Below are 23093 nucleotides of genomic sequence, written 5' to 3'. Positions count from 1 at the left end.
GTCGGGTTGCGTCCCGAAGTGTGGCGGGGCGCGGCGGTCGCGGCCTAACCGCCCCCGAATGCGCGAAGGGCGAGCGGGCTATCGGCGAACACCGTTGCCGCGTTTTGCGTTGTCACCACCACCGGGTCGATCGTCGTTATCGCCGTCGAGTGGCGTTGCGTGGCGTTCTGCGCGGTGCTGATGAGGTCGGCGGCGACGGAAACTGCGCGGGTTATCAGCGCGTCCCGATCGTAGTAGAGGAACGAATCGCGCGTGCCCTCCGCTAGATCGGGCAGGATCGCTATCGCCTGGTCGATGTCCGTCGCCACCTGGAGCTGCCGGGAAGCGCGCCGCTTCGTCGCGGGCGAATCGGCAGTTGCGACGCTTGCCACGGCCGTAAACCCGACGATGGCGTCCGCATCGCTGTATTGGATTTGGTCGGTGCCCGGTTCAATCGCCAGCATCACGACGGCCTTACCGGCCTCCTTGGCCCGGGCGATCGCGGCCGCGGACACATGTTCGTCGCTCGGCTCGATGATCAACCCGCCAATCGATTGATCCTCAGTCAGGCGGGCGATTTGGGTTGCCTGATCTGATCCCGTGGTGGCCGCGATGGTGCTTGCGGTGACGCCCTGGCGCGCGGCGGCGGTGGCCGCGACCGATGCCGCGGTGGCGGCGTGCGGGGCCGGTAGCACCAGCGAGATCACGGTCGTCGATGACTCGCCTCGGGCCTGGGAGGTCAGCGTTGAGTACGGGGCCGCGTCGGCCCGTGGTTGGCTCCCCGCGGCGATGCTCTGGCTCGCGGAGTGCCGGTACGTATCGAGTGCGCCGACGATTGCGAACGTCGCGGCGACCGCTATGAGGCACAACCCAGCGACGAATATCCAGGTTCCGGCCGGGCTGGCCTGGCGGCGCAAGGCGCGCGCCGGTCGCCCGAAACGCCGTGGAAGCGTCATGCGAGGTCCTCATCGGTGGTGGTCAACGTTGATCACGATTTGATCACGATCTTACTGCACCGTGGGACTTTGCGTGCAATTAGCGCCGAACGCTAGCGCTTGACGCGAACCTTGATCGTCTTGCTGGTCGCCTTCTTGTGGCTCGACGACTTTTTCACGCTGGCGGTGACCTGGTAGGTGCCGGGCTTGAGCCGCGGCAGTTTCAGGGTCGCGGCTTGCTTGCGTAGCTTCACCCTGAACACGAAGGACGAGCGCCCCGTCTTCGTTTGGCCCTTCGCGATCGCGATCCTCTTGACGCGCACCGTCACCTTGCCCGTGACCTTCGTTCCCTTCGCCTTTGCGCTGATGCGCACCTTGGCGCGCTTGGATGCCCGCACCGACTTCGGGGCCCGCACCGTGAGAGCCACATTCGCGCGGGCGGTCGTTTGTCCCACCTGGGATGCGGCGCCGCCATTGACGATAATGGTGATGACGCCCGCGGATCCTGTCCCGGGGTCGCTGGCCGGTTTGATCACCACATCAACGGTGACGGATGTGGCGGCCACGGTGCTGCTGCCGCCGTAGTAGACGGTGAGCCGGTGCGTTCCTTGGGCAAGGGTCCGCGGCAGCGAAATGGTCGCCTTCCCGTTCGACAGCTCCGCGGCTCCCAGGCGTGTTGCCCCCGCGGACACTTCGACCGTCCCCGTCGGCACGACGCTGCTGCCGATTGCGGCCACCGTTATGCCGAGCTTCGCGCTTGTGCCCGCCTCGACCGTCGTCGCCGAAACCGTGATCGAGGTTTCGAGCACGTCCGCGGTCGTGACGCTCTTGGTAGCCGAGACGTTGCCCACCTGGTCGATCGCCCGATAGGCGATAGAAGTATTCGCCTCGGGGACGTGCACCGGCGTTGAATACGTCTTCCATGGGCCCTGGGCAATGCTGTATTCGATGGCGGCCACTCCGCTTTGTCCGTCGCTCGCCGATATCGTGAACGTGTGCCGCGCGGCATCGGCCTGGGCGGTCGCGACCGGGGCGGTGCCGTCGATCTTGATTTGCGCGTTCACGACTCGCGAGGAGTCGGGGGCGCGCAGCGTCAGCTGGTATTCGCCGCCTTCGGAGTATGTCTTGGGCGAGCTCAACGGCACCCAGGCTCCGTCTTGCAACATGCTAACCGTGCCGGGCAGGGAACTCGTCGCGGAAAATGACGCGCCTAGCGGGTACCATCCGGATGCCGACGCGGCCTGCGATGCCGAGACGGCCAAAGTCGGTAGCAAAGCTGCCGGAGCATCGGCCGCATTGGCGAGCATCAGCGCCGCTGCCTGATTCCCGATGTGCGCAAGCGCCGCGTTGGAGGTATCGGTGTCGTTGGTGGGGGCCTTTGTGCCGTCGAACCAGCGCAACCCGAAGACAGCGGCGCCTTCTTCCGTGGTGGAAAGCCGCGGGCTGACGCTGGATGAGCGGGCCGAATCCCACTGCCTGGCTATGTAGGCGCTGAACGGCTGGTCGGCCAGTATCTGGTTGAGTTCGCCGAGCCCGCGGATGGCCGGTCCCTTGAACGTCGGGCCGTCATTCTTGCAGCGGTAGCCGAAGTATTCGTTGGGGCTAGCGTCGATCTCCTCCTGGGTCCGTTTCTCGCAATCGTCGAACAGATAGCCGTCCAGGTTAAGCGCGGTGCTGGTCGTCGTGGCGTTCGCCACCTGGCGGGCCTTGTCCAGGGCCACCTGGTCCCCGGTGGCGCGGTAGTATTCGACCGCCCCGGAAATGAATGACCCCTGGTTGTACGTGTAGGCCGTCCCGCCGGCTTCGCAGCTATCTCGGTTAACGCCGTCCTTGACCAGCCCGTCGGCGCCGATCAGCCCGGACCCGGTGAACCACTGCCACTCCTGGGTGGCGCGGTCTAGGTACTTCTGTTCGCCCGTAGCACGGAAAAGTTCGGCGTTGATCCGCAGATAGAGTGAGTTGGAAATAGCCGAAAGGTGGCTTTTGCCGACCCACACGCCGTCCTTCTTCTCCAGCTGCCAATACAGGCCGCCGCAAGCGCTATCGGTGTTCCACCACTGGGACATGAAATCGGCCGCGACCTTGCTCGTGGCCAGATAGTCCTGGTTTCCCGTGAGCTGGTAGGCGTCGAACCAGGCAATTGCCCACCAGCCGGTGTCGTCGATGAAATCGTTGCGGAAGTTGTCGCCGAAACCGTGGGTGTCCTTGCCCCTATTCGCCTGATACACCTGGTCGATTCGGGCCAGCACGGGCGCGCGATCGGCCTCGGGAAGCAGCTTCGCGCTCTGCACCAGGGCGGACACGGCGACGGCCGATTGCCACCACTTGACCCATGCGCCAGCCGGTTGCTTGCCGGTGGGGTCGGCGTCGAAAAGGCCCGTCGACGAATCGTAGAAGTAGTCGATCCCGTTGACCGCCGCGACCAGATCAGTCGTGGCACTGCGGGATCCGCCGGTGCAAAACGCCTGGTTGTTGATGTTGGCGCAGGCACGCAAGAGCCCCGCAGTGGTGCCCGCGTGGTCAGATCTCGGCGCGGAGGTCAGCGTCCCGTTAGCAATCTGGTTTGTGTAGTTAACCCGGCCGGTGTGAGTGGTGAACCCCGTGGTCGAATAGTCCATCCAGGCGGCGTCCCCGCCTTGCGCGCCGGTCACCCGCACGCGCCCGGTGCGAGCCTCATCGTCGATGATGAGGCTGACGGTTCGACCCTGTTCCGAAAACGTGGCGGCGATGCGTTCGACGCTGGCGGCGGCCTGGCTAGCGGCAGGCGCCGCGGGGGCCGCAATCGCGGCGGCCGGTTGGGCCAGGAGGGACGCGGAGAGCAGGCCGCCGATCACCCGCGCAGCGCCGCGCCGGGTCCAGCGAGGTGGCTGCGAGCGCCGCGGTGGGCGTTGGCGGCCGGAAGCGGCACGGTCGAAGTGGTGGTGGGGCACGGCCTCGCCGGGGTATCGCGATGGAGAGCTCATCGTGGTCCTCTGCTTTCGTCTCGCCATGACATCGTTGTCGGGATACGCCGATTCTACCCGGAAGACGCCGGCCTTCGGGCCGTGAAGACGCCTAGATAATTGGACCGGATGTGACCTTTCGCGCGCCCATGGGCGCGCAGCCGCAGGGACCCGGCCGGGAGGTGAACTCCCTGTGAACGATTCAAAACCAGCCCGCGTGCCCCGGGGCCGATTTGCCGGTCAGGGGCGCGGCGACGGCGCGCCTTGAGCGGGATCCAGCGTGACCGGTGCGTGCCAGTGCAGTAGGGTTCCGTGCCCGCTGGGGGCATCGCGCACCACCGATTCCCCGGCGTGTTGGCGGGCGCGCGCCGCGAGGTTCCACGTGCCCGACTTGCGCCCGGAGACGTTTCCCAGCCCGATGCCGTCGTCCTCGACCTCGACAGTGACGCCGCCCCCCTGGGTGGAAAGCGAAATCCGCGCGGAAACGGAGGATGCCTGCGCGTGGCGCGCGGCATTGGCCAGCCCCTCGCGCACAACCGCAACAACGTCATCGGCCAGCGCCCCGACGATCACCGAATCGAACAGTTCTTCGTCTTCGGCGTCGTCACCGACCGACCGCCCATCGAGCGTGATCAACAGCGAGGGCGCAAACCCCAGGCCCGTGCGCGCCAGCGACGATTCGCGGCGCAACCGTTCCACGACCCCGGAGGCCGCGTCGGGGTCCCGCAGCGAGCGCACGACCGAACGGATTTCGCGGACGGAGGAATCGACCGAAGTCAGCGCCTCGTCCACGATCGCGATCAGGCCAGCCTTGTCCAGGCCCCGCCCGGCGCGCCGCCGCACGACTTCCAACTGCATGCCGGTGGCGAACAGCTGCTGTATGGCCAAATCGTGCAGGTCACGTGCGATGCGCTCGCGCTCCTCGACCAGGCGGGCCTGGGCCTGCGCCTGCCGCGCATCGGCCAGCACCAGGGCCAGCGCCGCTTGCTTCGCAAATGACTGCGCGCGGCGCAGGTCGGCGGCATCGAAGACGTGCCCCCCGACGCTGCGCATGAGCAGCAGCACGCCCACGGGCTGTTCCGCGGTGCCCATGGGGGCATACAGCGCCGGCCCGTACGCGCGCAGCGCCTCGGTGTGCAGATCCGGTTTCGCCGCCAGCGAATCGACCAGGTGACCCTCTCCGGTGCGAAGCGCGTTCCACGACATGCCCTCGCGCGGCATGACCAGACCCAGGAGGTTACCGGCGCCGTTTCCGTGGACGATTTCTGCGGTCAATTCGCCCTGCAAGCCCGGCAGAATCAGCGCGGCGGTGTCGGCCGAGCCAATCTCCATCGCGACATTGACGATGTGTTCAAGAACATCTTCCTCGTCCGCGCCCTGCAACAGCATGGTGGTGATTTCCGCCCCCGCGCTGATCCACCGTTCGCGGGTCGCAGCCTCGTAATCGGCACGGGTGGGGCGCTGTCCGTCAAGAACCGGTTCGGTGGGCACGATGCTCCTTCGACGCAGAGGTGGGCAAGCAGATTCACCGTACGCGGATTTGCGTCGGCGGCAAAATGCGCGCTTTCGCGGGCATCCGTCTTTTTCGGGACGAGTTCCCCCGTCCCCGCAGCGCCCCACCCGCAAGGTTCGCGGCGCCGGGACCCCGGCGGCGCGCCGGGCGCGCTAGTGGGCGCTGGCCGCGAGGCCGGGGATGTGCAGGGACACAACGGGAACGCCTGCCGGTCGGGCCCCGACGTGATGCGAGGCGATGACGACCGCAAGCACCGGGAACCGCGATCCGGCGGTCGCGGCCGGGAGCCGCAGCAGATCGTCGAGCAGCCGGTAGGCGCTGGCGCTGTCCAGGTGTTCTGCGGGTTCGTCGATGACTAGGATGGGCGCGCGCGCCAGCAGGGCGCGGGCGATGAGCAGCCGCCGCCTCTCGCCGCCGGAAACGCTGATTCCGTCGTTGCCCAGCATGGTGTCCAGACCCTCGGGCTGCGCGGCGAACCAAGAATCCAGGCCCACCAGGCGCAGGGCGGCGCGGGCCTCGTCCCTGGTGATGTCGCCGCGCGCCACGCGCAGATTTTCGAGCACGGTCGTGTTGAAAATGTGCGCGTCCTCGGCGGTCATGAGGGTGGCCGCGCGCCGCTCGACACTGCCGCGAACCGGGGCGATCAGCCCCGCCAGCGTCGCGAGCAGGGTGGTCTTGCCGCTCCCGGATGCGCCCGTGACCAGCAAGGACGCCCCCACGGGCAGGTCCACGTCGCCGATGGTTATGGCGGACCGCGAGCCATCCCAACCGACCGCGAGATTCCGCGTGCGCAGCGCGCATGGAAGGTCCGGGTCCACCAGGGGTTGCGCCGCCGGATGCGCGGCGCGCGGCGCCGAATTGTCCCACAGCTCGCGGAGCCTGCGCGCTGCCGCCGCCGACTGGAAGACCTGGAGGGCCGCGGCCGGCAGCACCATCGTCGACTCGAATGCCGCAAGGGGGGTCAGCACCACGACCGCCAGCGCAATGTCGCTGAGCTTCCCGGAGGAGACGGCCGGGATGCCGCAGATTAGTGCGCCCAACACGGCGACGGCCAACCCCAGGGTTCCGGCTGCGGCGCCGGCGCCCAGCGCGCGGGCGCCGCGGTCGGTTGCCTTGATCCACCGGCGGTCCGATTCGCGGATGCCGGAAAGGTAGGCGCGGGTCTTGCCCGCGACGGTGATGTCGGTGGCATGGTCGATCAGGTCGAGCGCCGCCGCGGCAGTGTCCGCGTGCGCCTGGGCGCCGGCGCGGGCGGCGCTGCGGGCTCCGAGCGCGGTCAGGTAGGGTCCCAGCACGGAGGCAACGGCAAGCCCGATCGCCAACCACCAGCCCGCCGCGGGCAGCAGCACTGCCATGGCAATGACCGTTGCCGCAGACACGCACAGCGAGATGCCGGCGGGGATCATTGCTCGCACGACCACCTCGCCGACCGTATCGACGTCGGCGCCGACGCGCGCCAGTAGGTCGCCGCGGCGCAGCGCCGTGACCGCGCCGATGGGGGCGGCGGCGAGGCGTTCGTAGAGCTTGGTGCGCAGTTGCCCCATGGTCGTCAGCGCGACGTGGTGGGAGGCGAGCCGCTCCAGGTAGCGAAACACCCCGCGGGAGATGCCGAAGGCGCGCACGGCAACGACAATCGTCGACAGGGCCAACACGGGGGGCATTTTCGACGCCCAGGCGATGAGCCACGCCGAAAACGCGCCGAGCGCCACCGCGCTGCCGAGAGCGGCCGTCCCCAGCAGGACCGCGCGCGCGACCCGCGCCCAGCTGATGGTGACGAGCGACAGCGCCCACCGCAACACCCTGATGTCACCCACGGTGCACCTCCACGGCCCTGTCGGCGACGGCGACGAGTTCGGGCCGGTGGGTCACCAGCAGCACCGCCTTGCCGCGGTCGCGCAGGAACCCGAGGCAGTCGGCGACCACCTGTGCGGATTCCTCGTCGAGGTGGGCGGTGGGCTCGTCCATAACGATGACGGAGCCCGCCGATAGCAGCGCGCGCGTGAGCGCAACGCGTTGCCGCTGGCCGACGCTGAGCCCCACGCCTCCCATGGCGACCCTTGTGTCCAGGCCGTCGCGTTCGCGCAGCACCCGGTCAAGTCCCGTGAGGCGAGCGACCTGCGCGATGAGTTCGTCGCTGGCGGCGGGGTTTTGCAGCCGCAGATTCTCCCCGATCGTCCCCGGGGCGATCCACGGGCGTTGCGGCAGCCAGGTGATGGTGGCTCGCCACTGGTCCGGATCGACCTGCGACAGCGGGCGCGCCGCGCCGCCTCCCACCGTGATCGACCCGCGGGAGACCGAGATCATTCCCATGACCGCCAGTAGAGCCGTCGATTTGCCGGCGCCATTGGGGCCGGTCAGCGCCACGATTTCGCCCGGTGAGAGGCGGAACGAGAGCCCCGCGGGCGCGTAGGAATCGGAATTCGGAACCGGGATGCTGACGTCGTCGACCTCGATCGTGGGGTCAACAAGTGCCTGTATGGGGCCGCAGGCCGCGTCGCGTGCGCTATCGGCGGTGATGCGGGCGGCAGCGGCCGCGTCGGGTGCGGGGGCCTCTAACACCGAGAATGCGCGCCCGGCCGCGGCGATCCCGTCCGCCGATGCGTGAAAGTGCGTCCCGACCTGGCGGATTGGCAGGTATACCTCGGGGGCCAACATGATGATGGCGAGCCCGGTGGTGAGGTCCAACCCGCCGTTGACTAGGCGCAAGCCGACCGCAACTGCGACGATCGCGACGGACAGCGTGGTGAGCAGTTCTAACACCATGCCCGACAGAAACGCGACCCGCAGCGTTCCCATTGTCGATTTTCGGTAGCTGGCGGAAAGCTGAGCGACGCGGGCTGCGGGGCCGTTTTCGCGGTGCAGGGCCTTGAGCGTGGGGATGCCGGCGATAAGGTCAAGCACCTGCGCGCCGAGGCGACTCATCGCCGCCTGCCGCTTTTCGGTGACACCCTGCGTCATGACGCCGACCAGCCACATGAATAGCGGCACGAGTGGCAGCGTCACAACGATGATGACCGCCGCGAGCCAATCGAGTTTGAGCACCACCAGCAGGGCCGCGGGCGTAACGGTCGCCGCGAGGAACAGCTGGGGCAAGTACCTAGTCAGATAGGGCTGGAGATCATCGAGCCCGCGCGTGGTGAGCGTCACGACCTCGGCGCTGTTGTTTCCGGACAGCCAGCGCGGGCCCAAAGCGACCGCGCGTTGCACCACCTGGTGGCGAAGATCCGCGACGACCATCGTCCCGGCGCGTTGCCCCAGGTATTCCTGGAGAAAGCTTGCGGCGACCCGCAGCGCCAGGACGCCAGCGAGCCAGCAAACCGTCGGCAGGACCGCGGAAAGGTCGGCGGTGCCGTCCACGACCGGCGCGAGGGCGTGGGCTATGAGCAGGCATTGCGCTATCACCAACGCGGCCGTGGCGATGCCCAGCCCGGTCGTAACAGCAACGTAGCGGCGCGCTGGCGCCGCTACGTGCAGTAACCGAGGATCGAGTGGCTTCACAAGGTCAACAGTGTCACACCGCAGCCTGGGAGGTCTGCTTGGTGAGCGACAGCCCCGCTGGCGCCGGAATGTGTTCGGTGCGCAGGCGCTTGCGGAATACCCAGTACGTCCAGCTCTGGTAGATGAGGACGATGGGAACCAGCGCCACCGCAACCCAAGTCATGACCGTCAGCGTGTAGTCAGTCGAGGACGCGTTGCGGATGGTCAGGGAGTAGTCGGGGTTGGTCGCGGGCATGACGTTCGGGAAAATGGCGCCGAAGATCAGCACGACCGCGGCGGCAATGGCGACGGCCGAGAAAATGAATGCCAGCCCTTCGCGTCCCTTCGCGTTCGTGAAGATCACCGCAAGCAGGCTGATCGCTGCGACGGCGACAATGGCCCACGTCCAGGCCCTGTTTGCGAACGCCGCCTGCGCCCACACGGCCCACACGCCTGCAGCGACGGTTGCCGCTATGGCGGCCTTTCCGGCGAAACGGTTGGCGCGCACGCGCAGGTCCCCGTCCACCTTGAGCGCCAGGAACACGGCGCCGTGCATCAGGAACAACAGCGCGGTGACAACCCCGCCGAGGAGCGCGAACGGGTTGAGAAGCGCGAAGAATCCGCCGACGTAGTTGTGGTTGGCGTCCAAGTTGACGCCGCGAACGATGTTCGCGAAGGCTACGCCCCACAGCACCGCCGGCAACCACGAGCCGAAGATGATGGCGCGGTCCCACCATGCGGTCCACTTCGCGTCGTTGATCTTGCCGCGGTATTCGAATCCGCAGATTCGCACGATGAGCGCGACCAGGATCAACAGGAGCGGCAGGTAGAAGCCCGAAAACAGGGTCGCGTACCACTCCGGGAAGGCGGCGAACGTGGCGCCGCCGGCCGTGAGGAGCCACACCTCGTTGCCGTCCCAAACCGGGCCGATGGTGTTGATGAGAACTCGTCGCTCTTTGTCGTTGCGTCCCAGGATCGGGATGAGCATGCCGACGCCGAAGTCGAAGCCTTCGAGCACAAGGTAGCCGATCCACAGGACTGCGATCAGCAGGAACCAGATCAGTGGGAGATCCATGGTTGTCTATTCCCCTCTAGTTTCTTTTCGAATCCGGGATCAGTATGCGAATGACAGCGGGCCGTCGTCACCGTCCGCGGTGCGCGGTTTGCCGCCGATCTTGGTCGGGGACACGTCTTCGACGTGTTCGGGTGCGCCCTCGATCGTGTAGCGGTGCATGAGCTTGTACCAAACAACTGCAAGCACGCCGTACAGCAGGGTGAACACGATCATTGACGTCAGCACGAGCCAGGGCGCGATGGGCGAAACGCCGCGCGCCGTCAGCAACCACACTCCGTCTACGCCCGTTGGGTTCGGGGCAACGACCCACGGCTGGCGACCGATTTCGGTGAAGATCCAGCCGAAGGAGGAGGCAAGGAACGGAGTCGGTATCGCGATGATGCCGAGCCTTGCCAGCCACTTGTTGTCGGAAACCCGGCCCTTGCGGGTGAGCCAGATCCCGGCCAGGGCAAGGGCGACCGAGCCAGCGGCAAAGCCGATCATGAGGCGGAAGCTCCAGTAGGTGACCATGAGGTTCGGCGAGTAGCTGATGGCGTTGCCGGCCTCGTCCGTGTACCCGTACTTTTGTTCGTATTGCGCTTGCAGTTCGGGGACGCCCTGGAGGGTTGAGTTGAAGTTCCCGTTGGCGAGGAAGGACGTCACGCCCGGCACCGAGATGAGGCGGGTGACGCCTTCGCAGTCGTTGTTTACGTCGCCGATAGTCAGGATCGAGAAGGCCGCACCATCTTCGGTGTGGCACAGCGCCTCGGCGGCGGCCATCTTCATGGGCTGTTGTTGGAACATCAACTTGGCTTGGGAATCACCTGACCAGATGACGCCGATCCCGGCGATGATCATGATCCAGCAGCCGAACCGCAGGCCGGTTCGGTACACGCTCTTGGCGGTGGTCCCGTCCTTAGCGACCCCGGTGCGGGCCTTCTTCACCATCCACCAGGCGCTGATCCCGGCCACGAATGTCGCGGCCGTGAGGAACGAAGCGGTCACGGTGTGCGGGAACGCGGCCCACAACGTGTTGTTGGTGAGGATGTCGCCGATCGAGGTCATTCCGGCGCGTCCGGTGGTCTCATTGAACGTCGCGCCGACCGGGTGCTGCATCCACGAGTTCGCGGCGAGGATGAACAGGGCGGAGAGGTTCACGGCGACGGCCACGGCCCAGATCATGGCGAGGTGGATTTTCTTCGGCAGGCGGTCCCAGCCGAAGATCCATAGGCCCAAGAACGTCGATTCGATGAAGAACGCGGCCAACGCCTCCATTGCCAGCGGCGCACCGAATATGTCGCCCACGAAGCGCGAATACTCAGACCACGTCATGCCGAATTGGAACTCTTGGACGATTCCCGTTGCCACGCCGAGCGCGAAGTTGATCAGCAGCAACTTGCCGAAGAACTTGGTGAGCTTGAGCCACTTGTCATCCCCGGTCTTCACCCACACGGTCTGCATGATTGCGACCAGGGGGGCGAGCCCGATCGTGAGTGGCACGAAGATGAAGTGGTAGACGGTCGTGATGCCGAACTGCCAGCGGGCGAGATCGAGGACGTCCACGTGGAGCCTCCTGGGAACTGTTGAAGGGCCAAACCGCCCGCCTGGTTCCGGGGGCGACGAATCCGGACATATGTGGTCCGTTCTCCACATTCGACGCTAGTCGGACTGCCGCATTGGGGGCGGGACTAAGGTCCCGAAATGGGCTCGATATGACACTGCCGCGGATAGTGTCTGCACCATCGAGAGGCGGTTCCGATGCGGGCTGCCGGGCGGCGGGGGAGCGGGCCTCGTCGATATTCTTTACCTGCCAACGGCATATCTTTACCACCGTGTGGCATACTTGTAAGTGGCTCCCGGTGGTCCACACCCGTCGGGAACCTCCCAAGTGCCGGTCGCGAACTAGCTTGTTCAAGGTCCGTCGCCGCTCCGCAAATGGATGCTGGCTGACGCCCGAGTTTTGCTCGCGCGGCACCCGTGAAGACTTCCGTGTCCGCGTGGCACGATCCCACCGTGGGTGGACCGGGCGTGTGGGACCGGTGCTACCTGGAGCAAAACATTGAATAACGACGAGTTCACCCCAACACCGAACGCAGCCACCCCGGAAGGCGAACGCGGTTCCGGCAACGCCACCGAGGCGGCCCCCGCGCGCAAGACGCGACGGCGCGTGACCCGCCCGGCGGGCTCCAAGAAGGCGCCCGAAGCGGCCGGTGCGGCCAGCGCCGCGCGGCAGGACGCCGTCGAGCCGCAAGCGGCGACGCGGCCCGCAGACGACCGGACCGGGCGCAAGTCACAACGATCCGCGGAGGCGGAGGGCGGTGGCACCGATGGTGCGGGTGCGGACGGTTCCGGCGCGCAATCCGCGCAAAACCCTGCGGCCGCTGACCCCGGCAAGCCGACATTGGACGTGTTCGCGGAACTCGAAGGGGTAACGAAGCGCCGCGCATCCAAGCGCGCGCCGAAGAAGGCGGTCCGCGAGCAGGCGGAGGAACAGGACGGCCCGGGCGCTTCGGCAGACCAGGACGGCGCGGGCGCTTCGGTCGACCATGAAGCGGCGGCCGAAAAGCCGTCCCGCAAGCGCCGCGGTGCGCGCGCTCCGAAGGCGGCGCAGGCGGGCGCGGCCGCGGAGGGCGATCAGCACAGCGCGGTTGCTTCATTGATCGAGGCCGACCTGGACTCGCTCAGCCGTGCCTTGCACCCTGGTGATGAGGCGGATGAGGCAAAGGACGCGCCGATCGCGGACGCGGACGCCCCCAAAGAAGAAGGCGCACCCCGCGCCAAGGCGCAGCGACGCCAAACGCGCGGCAAGAAGAAGCCGCCGGCTGCGCCCCTGTTTAGCGCCGCGGACACCGCCGACGAGACCGAGGAAGAAGAGTCGCCCGCTGACCAGCCGATTCGGCTCGCCGCGACGACGCTGCTGTTCCAGGCACCCGACGTATCGCCCCGCGCCCGTCGACGCAAGGCGACCCCGGAGCCCCTTGCCGAGGAGCCGAGTGAGGACGCCGCCGCCGAAGACCTGGTCGCCGACTCCGGTGCGCACGTGTCCCCAGCGGACGAAGAGCAGCATGTAGATGCCGCGGGTGGCAGCGACGCCGACGATGTCGATGACAGCGATGACAGCGATGACGACGGCGACGACGACGCCGGTGCGCGCAAGCGCCGCCGTCGGCGCGGAGGTCGCGGTCGCCGCAAGACCAATTCGAATGCGGACGCCGATGCGGAAGAGTCCGCAGCCGATGCGCCTGAGCAGGGCGACGGGGAGGCCGCCGCGGACGCAGGCGATGACGGGGATAAGGACGATGACGCGGACAGCTCGTCGCGCCGTCGCAGGCGGCGCAGGCGCGGCGCGCGCGGCAACGACGCGGAGGCAGATTCCGGATCGGGCCGTTCTCTCAATGACCAAGTCACGGCGCTGAAGGGCTCCACCCGCCTGGAGGCGAAGCGGCAGCGCCGCCGCGAGGGGCGGGACGCCGGTCGACGCAGGCAGATCATTACCGAGGCGGAATTCCTGGCGCGCCGCGAATCGGTGGACCGGACCATGGTCGTGCGCGAAAAGGACGGCCGCACGCAGATCGCCGTACTTGAAGACGGCGTCCTGGTTGAACACTACGTCTCCCAGCAGTCCCAGGCATCAATGGCCGGCAACGTGTACCTGGGGCGCGTGCAAAACGTGCTCCCCAGCATGGAGGCCGCGTTCGTTGACATCGGCAAGGGCCGCAACGCCGTGCTGTACGCGGGTGAGGTCAACTGGGACGCGGCAGGCCTGGCCGACGGTCAACCGCGCCGGATCGAGCAGGCGCTGAAGTCCGGGGACACCGTCGTTGTGCAGGTCACCAAGGACCCCATCGGGCACAAGGGTGCGCGCCTGACGTCGCAAGTGACGCTCGCCGGGCGCTACCTCGTATTCGTTCCCGGCGGCGGCATGACGGGTATATCCCGCAAGCTGCCGGACACGGAGCGCTCGCGGCTCAAGCGGATTCTGCGCGCGGTGGTTCCCGACGGTGCGGGTGTGATTGTGCGGACCGCCGCCGAGGGCGCCTCCGAGGAGGAACTGACCGCGGATATCGCCAGGTTGCAGTCGCAGTGGGAATCGATCGAGAAGAAGTCGAAGACCGCCAGCGCGCCCAGCCTTTTGCAGGGCGAACCCGATATGGCGATCAGGGTCGTGCGCGACATTTTCAACGATGATTTCAAGGAACTCATCGTTTCCGGCAAGGGCGTCTACAAGGAATTGACGTCGTATATCCACGAGTTGGCACCCGACCTCGAATCGAAAATGACGAAGTGGGTGAACCCCACCGATGTCTTCGCCCAGCACCGCATCGACGAGCAACTGGCGAAGGGAATGGACCGGAAGGTCTGGTTGCCGTCGGGCGGTTCCTTGGTGATCGACCGCACCGAGGCCATGACAGTCATCGACGTCAACACCGGTAAATTCACCGGCACGGGCGGAACCCTGGAAGAGACGGTCACGCGCAACAACCTGGAAGCCGCCGAAGAGATTGTGCGGCAACTGCGGCTGCGTGACATTGGTGGAATCGTTGTCGTTGACTTCATCGACATGGTGCTCGAATCGAACCGCGATCTTGTGTTGCGCAGGCTCGTGGAGTGCCTCGGGCGGGACCGCACCCGGCACCAGGTGGCGGAGGTCACGTCGCTCGGCCTGGTGCAAATGACCCGCAAGCGCGTTGGGCAGGGACTCGTCGAGGCCTTCTCGGAGACCTGCTCGCACTGCCTGGGGCGTGGGTTCATTGTGCACACCGAGCCGAACGAACACAGCAAGTCGCACGGTAGCCAGGCAGCGGATGAAGAGCCCGTGCCGAAGAAGTCGTCGCGCAGGCGCAAGAGCTCCGGGCATCAGGAGAGCGGGACCGCAGCGCCGGTGCCGGTGCTTCCGGGGTCATCGACCAAGGAGCGCGAGGCGGTCAAGGCGACCCTGGCGCAGATAGCCGCGGCGGCCGCGCACGCGCACGACGAACAACACGGCGACGGCGAGGTTGCGGAGGGCGAGATCGTCGAACCGGCCGCGATCGAGGCAGTCGTGATCGAGGCGGAGGTCGTTGCGGAAAACGACAGTCCCGATGCCGACGGAACCGATTCGCCTGCGGCGCCGTAGGGCGCGGGAGAGGGGGGCTCGTCGCTGGGTTTAGACCATAACGGCGGCGAGCGCGACCACGATCGGAATCGAGATTGCGCTGGTGATCACGATCGAGTCGCGGGCTAGTTGCACCCCGGTCCCCGCGCGCATCGCGTATACGAACACGTTCTGGGCCGTGGGCAGGGCCGCGAACAAGGTGGCCGCGAAGAGGTCGACGCCCTCCAGGTGCACGCCGTAGCGCGCTACGGCGTACGCCGCGGCTGGCTGCACGATGTTCTTCAGGATCACGATGGCGAATATCGCGGGGCGCACCGGAGCCGCGCCGGGCACCGATCCGCCGTGCAGGGACATCCCGAAGGCCAGCAACGCGGATGGCACGGCCAGTCCGGCCAAGAGGTCCAGCGGCTGCATGATGACCTCGGGGACGCCCCACGGCAGCAGCGCCGCGGCTATCCCGGCGGCGGCGGCGATCACCAGCGGATTGCGGAACACCGGGCGCACCACGGCGCGCAGGCCGCGCGCATCCCGGTTGCGCAGCCGCTCTATGATCGCCATCGACGCGGGTGCCAGCACGCATAGCTGCCACAGCATCACCGGGATCGCATAGGTTGCGCTGCCCAGGACGTAAACGGCGATGGGGATTCCCAGGTTGCCGCCGTTGACGTAGCCGGATGCGAGCGATCCTATGATGACCTCGTCCGCCGGCCGGTGCCAGACAAATCGGGCGACCGCGACGTAGAGCGCCACGACAACAACCACAGACCCGGCCGTCACGATCAAGGAACGCGAAAAAATCCTGCCCAGGTCCGCGGTCGCGATCTGCGTGAAAAGCAGTGCTGGCATCGCAATCGAGAACGCCAGTTTTGCAAGCGTCCGCTGCCCGTCCGGCCCCAAAACGCGGCGGCGAGCGACGGCATAGCCAACAAAAATGACAATTCCGATGACGCCGAATCCAAATAAAACTCCCGCCACGGCCATCATTGTTCAGGACGAGGCCGGCACCTAGCTAGGACGCATGTCACATCGGCGTGCGGCGGGGGCGGGTGCGGCTGCTAAGGCCCGCGCATTCGATGCGAGGCGCATTTGACCCTGCTGCGAATACCACGTAAAGTGGAACGTCGGTGCGCGACCGTGCGCACTTCTTTGTGGATGCCATCAAGTTTTGCACCCCCACGGCGCCGTTAGGCACGTGCTGGGTGGTGCGCAGGCGGCATCTCCGCAGTCATCCAAGAGAGAATGGGCAGCAAAAGTGGTTTACGCGATCGTTAAAGCTGGCGGGCGCCAGGAGAAGGTGTCTGTAGGCGACATCGTCGTCGTCGACCGTCTGGCCTCGAAGCCGGGCGACAGCGTGGAGCTTCCCGCGCTTCTGCTTGTCGACGGTGAGGTTGTGACCACCGACGCGGCAAAGCTCGGCGAGGTCAAGGTGACGGCCGAGGTCGTGCGGGATGAGAAGGGTCCGAAGATCGACATCCTGCGTTACAAAAACAAGACTGGCTACCGCCGTCGCCAGGGTCACCGCGCGAAGCTGACCCGCCTGAAGATCACGGCGATCGCCTGATCGTCAAGGACTTTGCGACGGAACGGCTGAACGTCGGCACCGTCACTGACACTTTTCATCGACAGTAGAGGTAGGACCAGAAATGGCACACAAGAAGGGCGCGAGCTCCTCGCGTAACGGCCGGGATTCGAACGCACAGCGCCTTGGTGTCAAGCGTTTCGGTGGGCAACTGGTGAAGGCAGGCGAAATCATCGTCCGCCAGCGCGGAACCCACTTCCACCCGGGCCACAACGTCGGCCGCGGCGGCGACGACACGCTTTTTGCCCTCAAGGATGGGACCGTTCAGTTCGGTCAGCGTCGCGAGCGCAAGGTCATCGACATCGTCGAGGCGTCTGCCTGAGCAGACAGCTAGTTTTGCCGAAGGGGCGCGCCACGCATCCGTGGTGCGCCCCTTCGTTTTTGTCAAGAGAAGTTACGAGGGGAACTCGCCATGGCCACGTTCGTTGATCGCGCAGTAATTTACGCCCGCGGGGGGAACGGCGGCCACGGTTGCGCATCCGTGCGGCGCGAGAAGTTCAAACCCCTGGGCGGGCCCGACGGCGCCAACGGCGGCAACGGTGGCTCGGTCATAGTTCGCGTGGATCCGCAGGTGACCACGCTGCTCGACTTCCATCACCTGCCGCACCGGGCCGCGCCCAATGGGGCCCCCGGGATGGGTGACATGCGCCAGGGCGCGAATGGCCAGGACCTGATCATTGGCGTCCCCGACGGCACCGTTGTCAAGGACGAGGCCGGCGAAACCCTTGCCGACCTGGTCGGCGCCGGGGCCGAGTTGGTGATAGCTCGCGGGGGAATGGGCGGACTCGGCAACGCCGCCCTATCCTCGCAAAAGCGGAAGGCTCCCGGCTTCGCGCTGCTGGGGGAACCGGGCGAGGAGGTGACAGTTTCCCTCGAGCTGAAGTCGATTGCGGACGTGGCGCTGGTCGGCTACCCGAGTGCGGGCAAGTCATCCCTGATCGCCGCTATGTCGGCGGCCCGCCCGAAGATCGCGGACTATCCGTTCACGACCCTGGTGCCCAATCTCGGCGTGGTCCAGGCCGGTGACTACCGGTACACGATCGCCGACGTTCCTGGCCTCATCCCGGGCGCTAGCGAGGGTAAGGGCCTGGGGCTTGAATTCCTGCGGCACGTTGAGCGTTGCGCCGTGCTGGTCCACGTCCTCGATTCCGCCGCTTTGGAGTCGGATCGCGACCCGCTGACCGACCTTGACGTCATCGAGAACGAACTGGCCGAATACAGCGCGGCCAACGACATGCAAGGGCGCCTGCCGCTTCTAGAACGCCCCCGGGTCGTAGTGCTTTCAAAGGTGGATGTGCCGGACGGTCGCGACCTGGCAGACATGGTGCGCCCCGAGCTGGAGGCGCGCGGGTACCCGGTGTTCGAGGTTTCGGCGGTTACCCATGAGGGCCTCAAGCAGTTGTCGTTCGCGCTGGGCCAGCTTGTGGCCCGCGCACGGGCGGCCGAACCGGCCCCGGCGCCAACCCGCGTGGTGTTGCGCCCCGCGGCGGCGGACGACTCGAAGTTCACGGTCACCCGCGTGCAAGAGACGGATGGCTACTTCTTTGAAGTGCGCGGCCGCAAACCCGAGCGGTGGGTCGTGCAGACGGACTTCACCAACGATGAGGCGGTTGGCTACCTGGCCGACCGGCTCGAAAAGCTCGGCGTCGAAGAGGAACTGTTCCGGCGCGGCGCAGTTCCCGGTGACGAGGTGCGCATCGGGCGCCCGGAAAACTGCGTCGTCTTCGATTGGGAGCCGACCATGAGGACCGGTGCGGAACTGCTTGGCGGCCCGCGCGGGACGGACCAGCGACTCCAGGAGAGCCTGCGGCCCACCCGCAAGGAGAAGCGGCGCGAATACACCGAGCGGATGGATGCGAAGGCGGCAGCGCGCGAAGAACTGTGGATGGAACGCGAATCCGGGGTGTGGAACGAACCCGACCAGGACTAGCCGATGGGCCGCACAGCGCCGGACCTTGGCACTTTGGGCCCGGTAGACACCGGCGGGGGCGGCGCACAATGGTTATATGAGCAATGACAGCGTTTCCCACGAACAGATCCTCACCGAGCGATACCTAGAGGGGCCGTTCCCGCAGGTCGTCCGCGGCAACCCGACTGTGGACGTTCTGCTTGCGCATCGTTCGGTGCGGCGCTACATAGACCGGCCCGTCACCGACCGGGAACTGGCGACAATGATCGCCGCGGCCCAGAGCGCGTCGAGTTCATCGAACCTGCAACTGTGGTCCGTCGTTGAGGTGCGCGACGACGAAAAGAAGCAACGCATCGCCCAATTGGCGGGAACCGACGGCGCGCACCTTGCCAGCGCGCCGGTCGTACTGTTCTTCATCGCGGACCTGGCGCGGGCCACCCAGGTGTTCGCCGATGTCGCAACCGGCGCGGTCCAGGTTCCCGAGGTGGGGGCGGACCTCGTCGCCGAATCGAGCGTGCGCGAGTCGCAGAATCTGGAAACCACGATGGTGGCGTTCGGGGACGCGCTTATCGCCGCGCAAAATGCCGCCGTTGCGGCCGAATCCATGGGGCTAGGAATCTGCTACCTGGGTTCGATTCGCAACGACGTGCCCGCGATCGCGAAGGAACTGGGGCTGCCGGAGCACTCGTTCGCGGCGGTCGGGATGACGGTGGGGCACCCCAATCCCGAGCGGCCAACACGCATCAAGACCCGCCTACCGATCGCCGCGGTTTGGCACAAAGAAACCTACGATTTGGCCGGTCAACGCGAACAGGTTTTGAAGTACGAGCACGCCGCGCGCGCCTTCTACACCGGCCAAGGAATGGCGCCGAGTTGGATCCAACGCAACTTTGTGCGCCTGTTCAAGAGCGGCGCCATCGGCGCGCGCACGTGGATGCAGCTGTGGCTGCGTAACCGCGGCATGGGCAGCAAATAGGGCCGAGGGGCGATAATGGTTAGGTGAGTGATTCCCGCACCGCCATCGCCCAGGCCCGCCGCACCGTCGTCAAGATCGGATCGTCGTCCCTGACCGGCACCGATGGCCGGCTCAACGTTCCCGCCCTGGAGGCGCTGGTGGCCGTTTTGGCCGAACGGCGAGACGCGGGGCACGAGGTCATCTTGGTCACCAGCGGCGCGATCGCGGCCGCCATTGCTCCGCTTGGATTGCCCGGTCGCCCGCGCGACCTGGCTACCGCGCAGGCGGCGGCATCTGTAGGCCAGGGGCTGCTGATAGCCCGGTACACCGCCGCGTTCGCCGACCACGGGCTGAGGGTGGGGCAGTTGCTGCTCACCGCCGCCGACACGCTGCGCCGCGATCACTACCGCAATGCGCAGCGTTCGATAGAGCGGCTCCTGGAGCTGGGTGTGGTGCCCGTCATTAACGAAAACGACGCGGTGGCAACCGACGAAATCCGTTTCGGCGACAACGACCGCTTGGCGGCGCTGGTCAGCCACGTGGCGCGCGCCGACGCGCTGGTGCTTTTGACCGACGTCGACGGGCTGTTCACCGCTCCTCCCGACCGGCCCGGTTCGCGGCATATTCCGCTTGTGCGCGGGCCCGAGGACTTGACGGGCATCGAGGTGACGGCGCGCGGGACCGCGGTGGGTACCGGCGGCATGGTGACCAAACTCGAATCCGTGCGCATCGCCACGGCCAGCGGCACCCCGGTCGTGCTGACGACCGCGGGCAACGCACGCGCGGCCCTGGCGGGGGAACCCGTTGGGACCTACTTCACACCCACCGGGAAGCGGACGACGCGCAAGCGCTTGTGGCTGGCTTTCGCCGCCGCGCCCAAGGGGCGTTTGATTTTGGACGAGGGCGCCGCCCGCGCCGTGCAGGGCGGGCTTGCCTCGCTGCTACCCGCCGGGGTTTTGGATGTCGAGGGTGCGTTCGAGGCGGGTGAACCCGTGGAGTTGGTCAACCCGGCTGGGAAGGTGATCGCCCGGGGCCTGGTTGCCTACGATTCCGCCGACATTCCCGCCCTGCTGGGTCGGCACACGTCGTACCTGCGGGCGCGCCTCGGTGACGGGTTCGACCGGGCCCTGGTCCATCGCGACGACCTGGTCCTGTTGCGACGCGGGCGCAAGCGGGCCCCAGCCAATGCGGACGCCCCCGCGGGCGGTGACGGTGAAAGGACCCGCCCGCGGGCCGAGGCGGGGGTTGTTCCCACCGGAGCCATAAGATAGTTACCCTTAAGCGATGAGCCTGACGAACGAATGCGAGTTTCCCGTGCCCGGACAAGCCAACGACCTGGTGGCCGCTGCGTTGGAACAGACCAACGAATCTGACGTGACGGCGGCCGTGCACGATATTGCGCGGCGTTCCAAGGTCGCGGGCCGGGTGCTGGCCACGGCGACCCGTGGAACCAAGGACGCCGCATTGGCGATCTTGGCGGATGCTCTGGTCGCGCACGGCGGCAGGATATTGGCTGCGAACGCCGTTGACATCGACCGCGAACGCGCGGGCGGCATGAGCGAGTCGACGCTTGATCGGTTGGCGCTGACGACGCAGCGGATCGAGGCGATTGCGGATGCGCTGCGGCAGGTCGCCGCGCTGCCGGATCCTGTTGGTGAGGTGATCCGGGGCTCCCGCCTGCCCAACGGCCTGACGCTACGCCAGGTGCGCGTTCCCATGGGCGTGGTCGGGATGATCTATGAGGCCCGCCCAAACGTGACCGTCGATGCGGCGGGTCTGGCCCTGAAGTCCGGAAACTCCGTGATCCTGCGCGGTGGTTCGGCGGCCGCCGAATCGAACAAGGTCATTGTGAACGTTCTGCGAGATGCGCTCGTGGAGGCGGGCCTGCCCGCTGACCTCGTGCAGAGCGTCGACGAATACGGGCGACCCGGGGCCGTGGCTCTGATGGGGGCGCGCGGGCTGGTAGACCTTTTGGTGCCGCGCGGCGGCGCAGGCCTGATCCAGACCGTGGTGCGTGAGGCCAAGGTGCCAGTGATCGAAACCGGTGTTGGAAACTGCCACGTCTACGTTGACTCCGCCGCGAACCTCGATTGGGCGCATGACATTGTGCTCAACGCGAAGGTGCAGCGCCCCTCCGTGTGCAACGCGGCCGAAACCCTGCTGGTGCACCGCGATGTCGCCGCACAATTCCTGCCACGAGTCTTCGAGACGTTGCGGGAAGAAAAGGTGACCATTCACGGGGATGCGGGCGCGAAGGCGGCAATCCCCGCGGGGCTGTCCTTCGAATCCGCGACGGATGAGGACTGGGCCAAGGAATACCACGGATTGGATTTGGCGGTTCGCATTGTTGACTCGATCGACCAGGCCATCGATCACATCCGTGCGTGGACGTCGGGGCACACCGAGGCGATCGTCACCAACGACGTCAATGCGGCTGACAAGTTCGTGGCCGAACTCGATTCGGCGTGCGTTATTGTGAACGCTTCCACGCGGTTCACGGACGGTGGCGAATTTGGTTTGGGGGCGGAAATCGGGATATCCACCCAGAAGCTGCACGCTCGCGGGCCGATGGGATTGGGAGAATTGACCACGTCGAAGTGGGTTGTCTTTGGGCAGGGGCAAATACGACAATAGGTGTGATTGCGCCCGCATCGGCGCATGGGTATCGCAATCGGGCGATTCACATTCCATGCGGGCGTGCCGATACATATTCGGTGCCGCTGGTCGAAGCCTGCGGCGCAGGTAGTTTCTAAGGGCGGGGTACCGCCGCAACTGGAGGATCTTGTGAGCGCAGCAGCTGTTACCGTCCTGGCCGAGGCCGCGGAGAAGACGAACGAATTGCCGTTCCCCCCGATCGCCTTCGGGATCATCGCGTTCTCGGCGCTCATCGCGCTGCTCGCGGTCACCTTCGCGTTCCGGCACGTTGGTTCGCGCCATTAGCGTTTGACTGACCGCGCCTGGCGCAACAATCGGGACCGAGGAAATGGAGTAGGCGTGCCGCAACCGCGTATTGGGGTCATGGGTGGCACCTTCGACCCCATCCACCACGGTCACCTGGTCGCGGCGAGCGAGGTCGCCTCGCAGTTCGATCTCGATCAGGTTCTGTTTGTGCCGACGGGCAGGCCGGGGTTCAAACAGGACCGGGCGGTCACCGAGGCGGAACACCGTTACCTGATGACGGTGATCGCGACGGCGTCGAATCCGCGTTTCATGGTGAGTCGCGTTGACATCGAACGTCCAGGTTTGACGTACACCATAGATACGTTGCGGGATTTGGCCGTGGCTCTGCCCGACGCTGATCTGTACTTCATAACGGGCGCGGATGCGTTGATGCAGATCACCACCTGGCGCAACGTCGATGAATTGTGGTCGCTGGCGCGCTTTGTGGGTGTCACGCGGCCGGGGCATGAACTGAGTCTGGAGGGTCTGCCGGCGGATCGGGTTTCGATGGTCGAGGTTCCCGCCATGGCAATTTCGTCCACGCAGATCCGGGCGCGGGCGCATTCAGGTTTGCCCGTTTGGTATCTGGTGCCCGACGGGGTCGTTCAGTACATTGGCAAGCACGGGCTGTATCGGGGGATCAGTGACTAGCGAGCAAGGTGGGGCTCCGGGGCAGGGGAGCCTGCCAGAGATCATCGAGTTGCCCACGCGACGT

General features: G+C 66.5%; 17 protein-coding genes. 9 read left to right on the top strand and 8 right to left on the bottom strand.

The window, feature by feature from the left end; translation table 11 throughout:
• Positions 1-44: 44 nt before the first annotated feature.
• The 7 genes from FB389_RS03390 to FB389_RS03360 form a co-directional block, all read right to left on the bottom strand.
• Positions 45-935 (bottom strand): hypothetical protein, encoded by an 891-nt coding sequence (locus FB389_RS03390; RefSeq protein ID WP_142111357.1) that lies wholly within the window; start codon positions 933-935, stop codon positions 45-47.
• A 92-nt stretch (positions 936-1027) separates the two neighbouring features.
• Positions 1028-3877 (bottom strand): glycoside hydrolase family 76 protein, encoded by a 2850-nt coding sequence (locus tag FB389_RS03385; RefSeq protein WP_170207851.1) that lies wholly within the window; start codon positions 3875-3877, stop codon positions 1028-1030.
• 219 nt (positions 3878-4096) lie between these two features.
• On the bottom strand, positions 4097-5347 hold the full coding sequence (locus FB389_RS03380) for a GAF domain-containing sensor histidine kinase (RefSeq protein WP_246043498.1): 1251 nt from the start codon (positions 5345-5347) through the stop codon (positions 4097-4099).
• A 174-nt stretch (positions 5348-5521) separates the two neighbouring features.
• Positions 5522-7183: a thiol reductant ABC exporter subunit CydC gene (gene cydC / locus FB389_RS03375; RefSeq protein WP_142111354.1), complete on the bottom strand. Its 1662-nt coding sequence runs from the start codon at positions 7181-7183 to the stop codon at positions 5522-5524.
• Complete coding sequence (gene cydD, locus FB389_RS03370) at positions 7176-8867, bottom strand: thiol reductant ABC exporter subunit CydD (RefSeq protein WP_142111353.1); 1692 nt, start codon at positions 8865-8867, stop codon at positions 7176-7178. Before cydD ends, cydC begins: the two co-directional genes overlap by 8 nt.
• A 13-nt stretch (positions 8868-8880) precedes the next feature.
• Positions 8881-9921 carry a cytochrome d ubiquinol oxidase subunit II gene (gene cydB / locus FB389_RS03365; protein ID WP_142111352.1) on the bottom strand — a complete coding sequence of 347 codons (1041 nt, stop codon included), beginning with the start codon at positions 9919-9921 and terminating at the stop codon, positions 8881-8883.
• 39 nt (positions 9922-9960) lie between these two features.
• Positions 9961-11463 carry a cytochrome ubiquinol oxidase subunit I gene (locus FB389_RS03360; RefSeq protein ID WP_142111351.1) on the bottom strand — a complete coding sequence of 501 codons (1503 nt, stop codon included), beginning with the start codon at positions 11461-11463 and terminating at the stop codon, positions 9961-9963.
• 496 nt (positions 11464-11959) lie between these two features.
• Here FB389_RS03360 and FB389_RS03355 point away from each other — a divergent pair, with 496 nt between their 5' ends.
• Positions 11960-15016 carry an Rne/Rng family ribonuclease gene (locus FB389_RS03355; RefSeq protein WP_246043497.1) on the top strand — a complete coding sequence of 1019 codons (3057 nt, stop codon included), beginning with the start codon at positions 11960-11962 and terminating at the stop codon, positions 15014-15016.
• A gap of 30 nt (positions 15017-15046) precedes the next feature.
• Here FB389_RS03355 and FB389_RS03350 read toward each other — a convergent pair whose 3' ends face one another.
• Positions 15047-15970, bottom strand: coding sequence for an AEC family transporter (locus FB389_RS03350; protein ID WP_170207850.1), 924 nt, complete (start codon positions 15968-15970; stop codon positions 15047-15049).
• 277 nt (positions 15971-16247) lie between these two features.
• On the opposite strand from FB389_RS03350, the gene rplU reads away from it, so the two are divergent.
• From rplU to nadD, 8 genes are all read left to right on the top strand, one after another.
• Positions 16248-16556, top strand: coding sequence for a 50S ribosomal protein L21 (rplU, locus tag FB389_RS03345; protein ID WP_142111349.1), 309 nt, complete (start codon positions 16248-16250; stop codon positions 16554-16556).
• Between the two features lie 82 nt (positions 16557-16638).
• Positions 16639-16896, top strand: coding sequence for a 50S ribosomal protein L27 (rpmA, locus tag FB389_RS03340; RefSeq protein ID WP_142111348.1), 258 nt, complete (start codon positions 16639-16641; stop codon positions 16894-16896).
• 90 nt (positions 16897-16986) lie between these two features.
• Positions 16987-18504, top strand: a complete 1518-nt coding sequence (gene obgE / locus FB389_RS03335; RefSeq protein ID WP_142111347.1) for a GTPase ObgE — start codon at positions 16987-16989, stop codon at positions 18502-18504.
• Between the two features lie 76 nt (positions 18505-18580).
• The gene (locus tag FB389_RS03330) at positions 18581-19459 is read left to right on the top strand and encodes a nitroreductase family protein (protein WP_142111346.1); all 879 of its coding nucleotides are present in this window, start codon (positions 18581-18583) and stop codon (positions 19457-19459) included.
• Positions 19460-19482: 23 nt separating this feature from the next.
• Positions 19483-20709: a glutamate 5-kinase gene (gene proB, locus FB389_RS03325; protein ID WP_142111345.1), complete on the top strand. Its 1227-nt coding sequence runs from the start codon at positions 19483-19485 to the stop codon at positions 20707-20709.
• Between the two features lie 13 nt (positions 20710-20722).
• A complete protein-coding gene (locus tag FB389_RS03320) occupies positions 20723-22072 on the top strand; it encodes a glutamate-5-semialdehyde dehydrogenase (RefSeq protein WP_142111344.1) in 1350 nt (449 codons plus the stop codon).
• Positions 22073-22222: 150 nt separating this feature from the next.
• Entirely contained in the window at positions 22223-22378 is a 156-nt protein-coding gene (locus FB389_RS10405) for a hypothetical protein (RefSeq protein ID WP_170207793.1), read from the top strand.
• 54 nt (positions 22379-22432) lie between these two features.
• A complete protein-coding gene (nadD, locus tag FB389_RS03315; RefSeq protein WP_281282019.1) occupies positions 22433-23029 on the top strand; it encodes a nicotinate-nucleotide adenylyltransferase in 597 nt (198 codons plus the stop codon).
• Positions 23030-23093: the final 64 nt, after the last annotated feature.

The organism is Rarobacter incanus (genome assembly GCF_006715765.1).
GTDB classification, from domain to species: Bacteria; Actinomycetota; Actinomycetes; order Actinomycetales; family Cellulomonadaceae; genus Rarobacter; species Rarobacter incanus.
The sequence above is the reverse complement of the archived record's forward strand: the minus strand, read 5'-3'. Positions and strand labels throughout refer to the sequence as shown.

What these genes read in the sequence shown, in the direction of transcription:
- FB389_RS03390 (WP_142111357.1), bottom strand. Translation starts at nt 935, where the DNA reads ATGACGCTTCCACGGCGTTTCGGGCGACCGGCGCGCGCCTTGCGCCGC.
- FB389_RS03385 (WP_170207851.1), bottom strand. Translation starts at nt 3,877, where the DNA reads ATGAGCTCTCCATCGCGATACCCCGGCGAGGCCGTGCCCCACCACCAC.
- cydB (WP_142111352.1), bottom strand. Translation starts at nt 9,921, where the DNA reads ATGGATCTCCCACTGATCTGGTTCCTGCTGATCGCAGTCCTGTGGATC.
- rpmA (WP_142111348.1), top strand. Translation starts at nt 16,639, where the DNA reads ATGGCACACAAGAAGGGCGCGAGCTCCTCGCGTAACGGCCGGGATTCG.
- obgE (WP_142111347.1), top strand. Translation starts at nt 16,987, where the DNA reads ATGGCCACGTTCGTTGATCGCGCAGTAATTTACGCCCGCGGGGGGAAC.
- FB389_RS03330 (WP_142111346.1), top strand. Translation starts at nt 18,581, where the DNA reads ATGAGCAATGACAGCGTTTCCCACGAACAGATCCTCACCGAGCGATAC.
- FB389_RS03320 (WP_142111344.1), top strand. Translation starts at nt 20,723, where the DNA reads ATGAGCCTGACGAACGAATGCGAGTTTCCCGTGCCCGGACAAGCCAAC.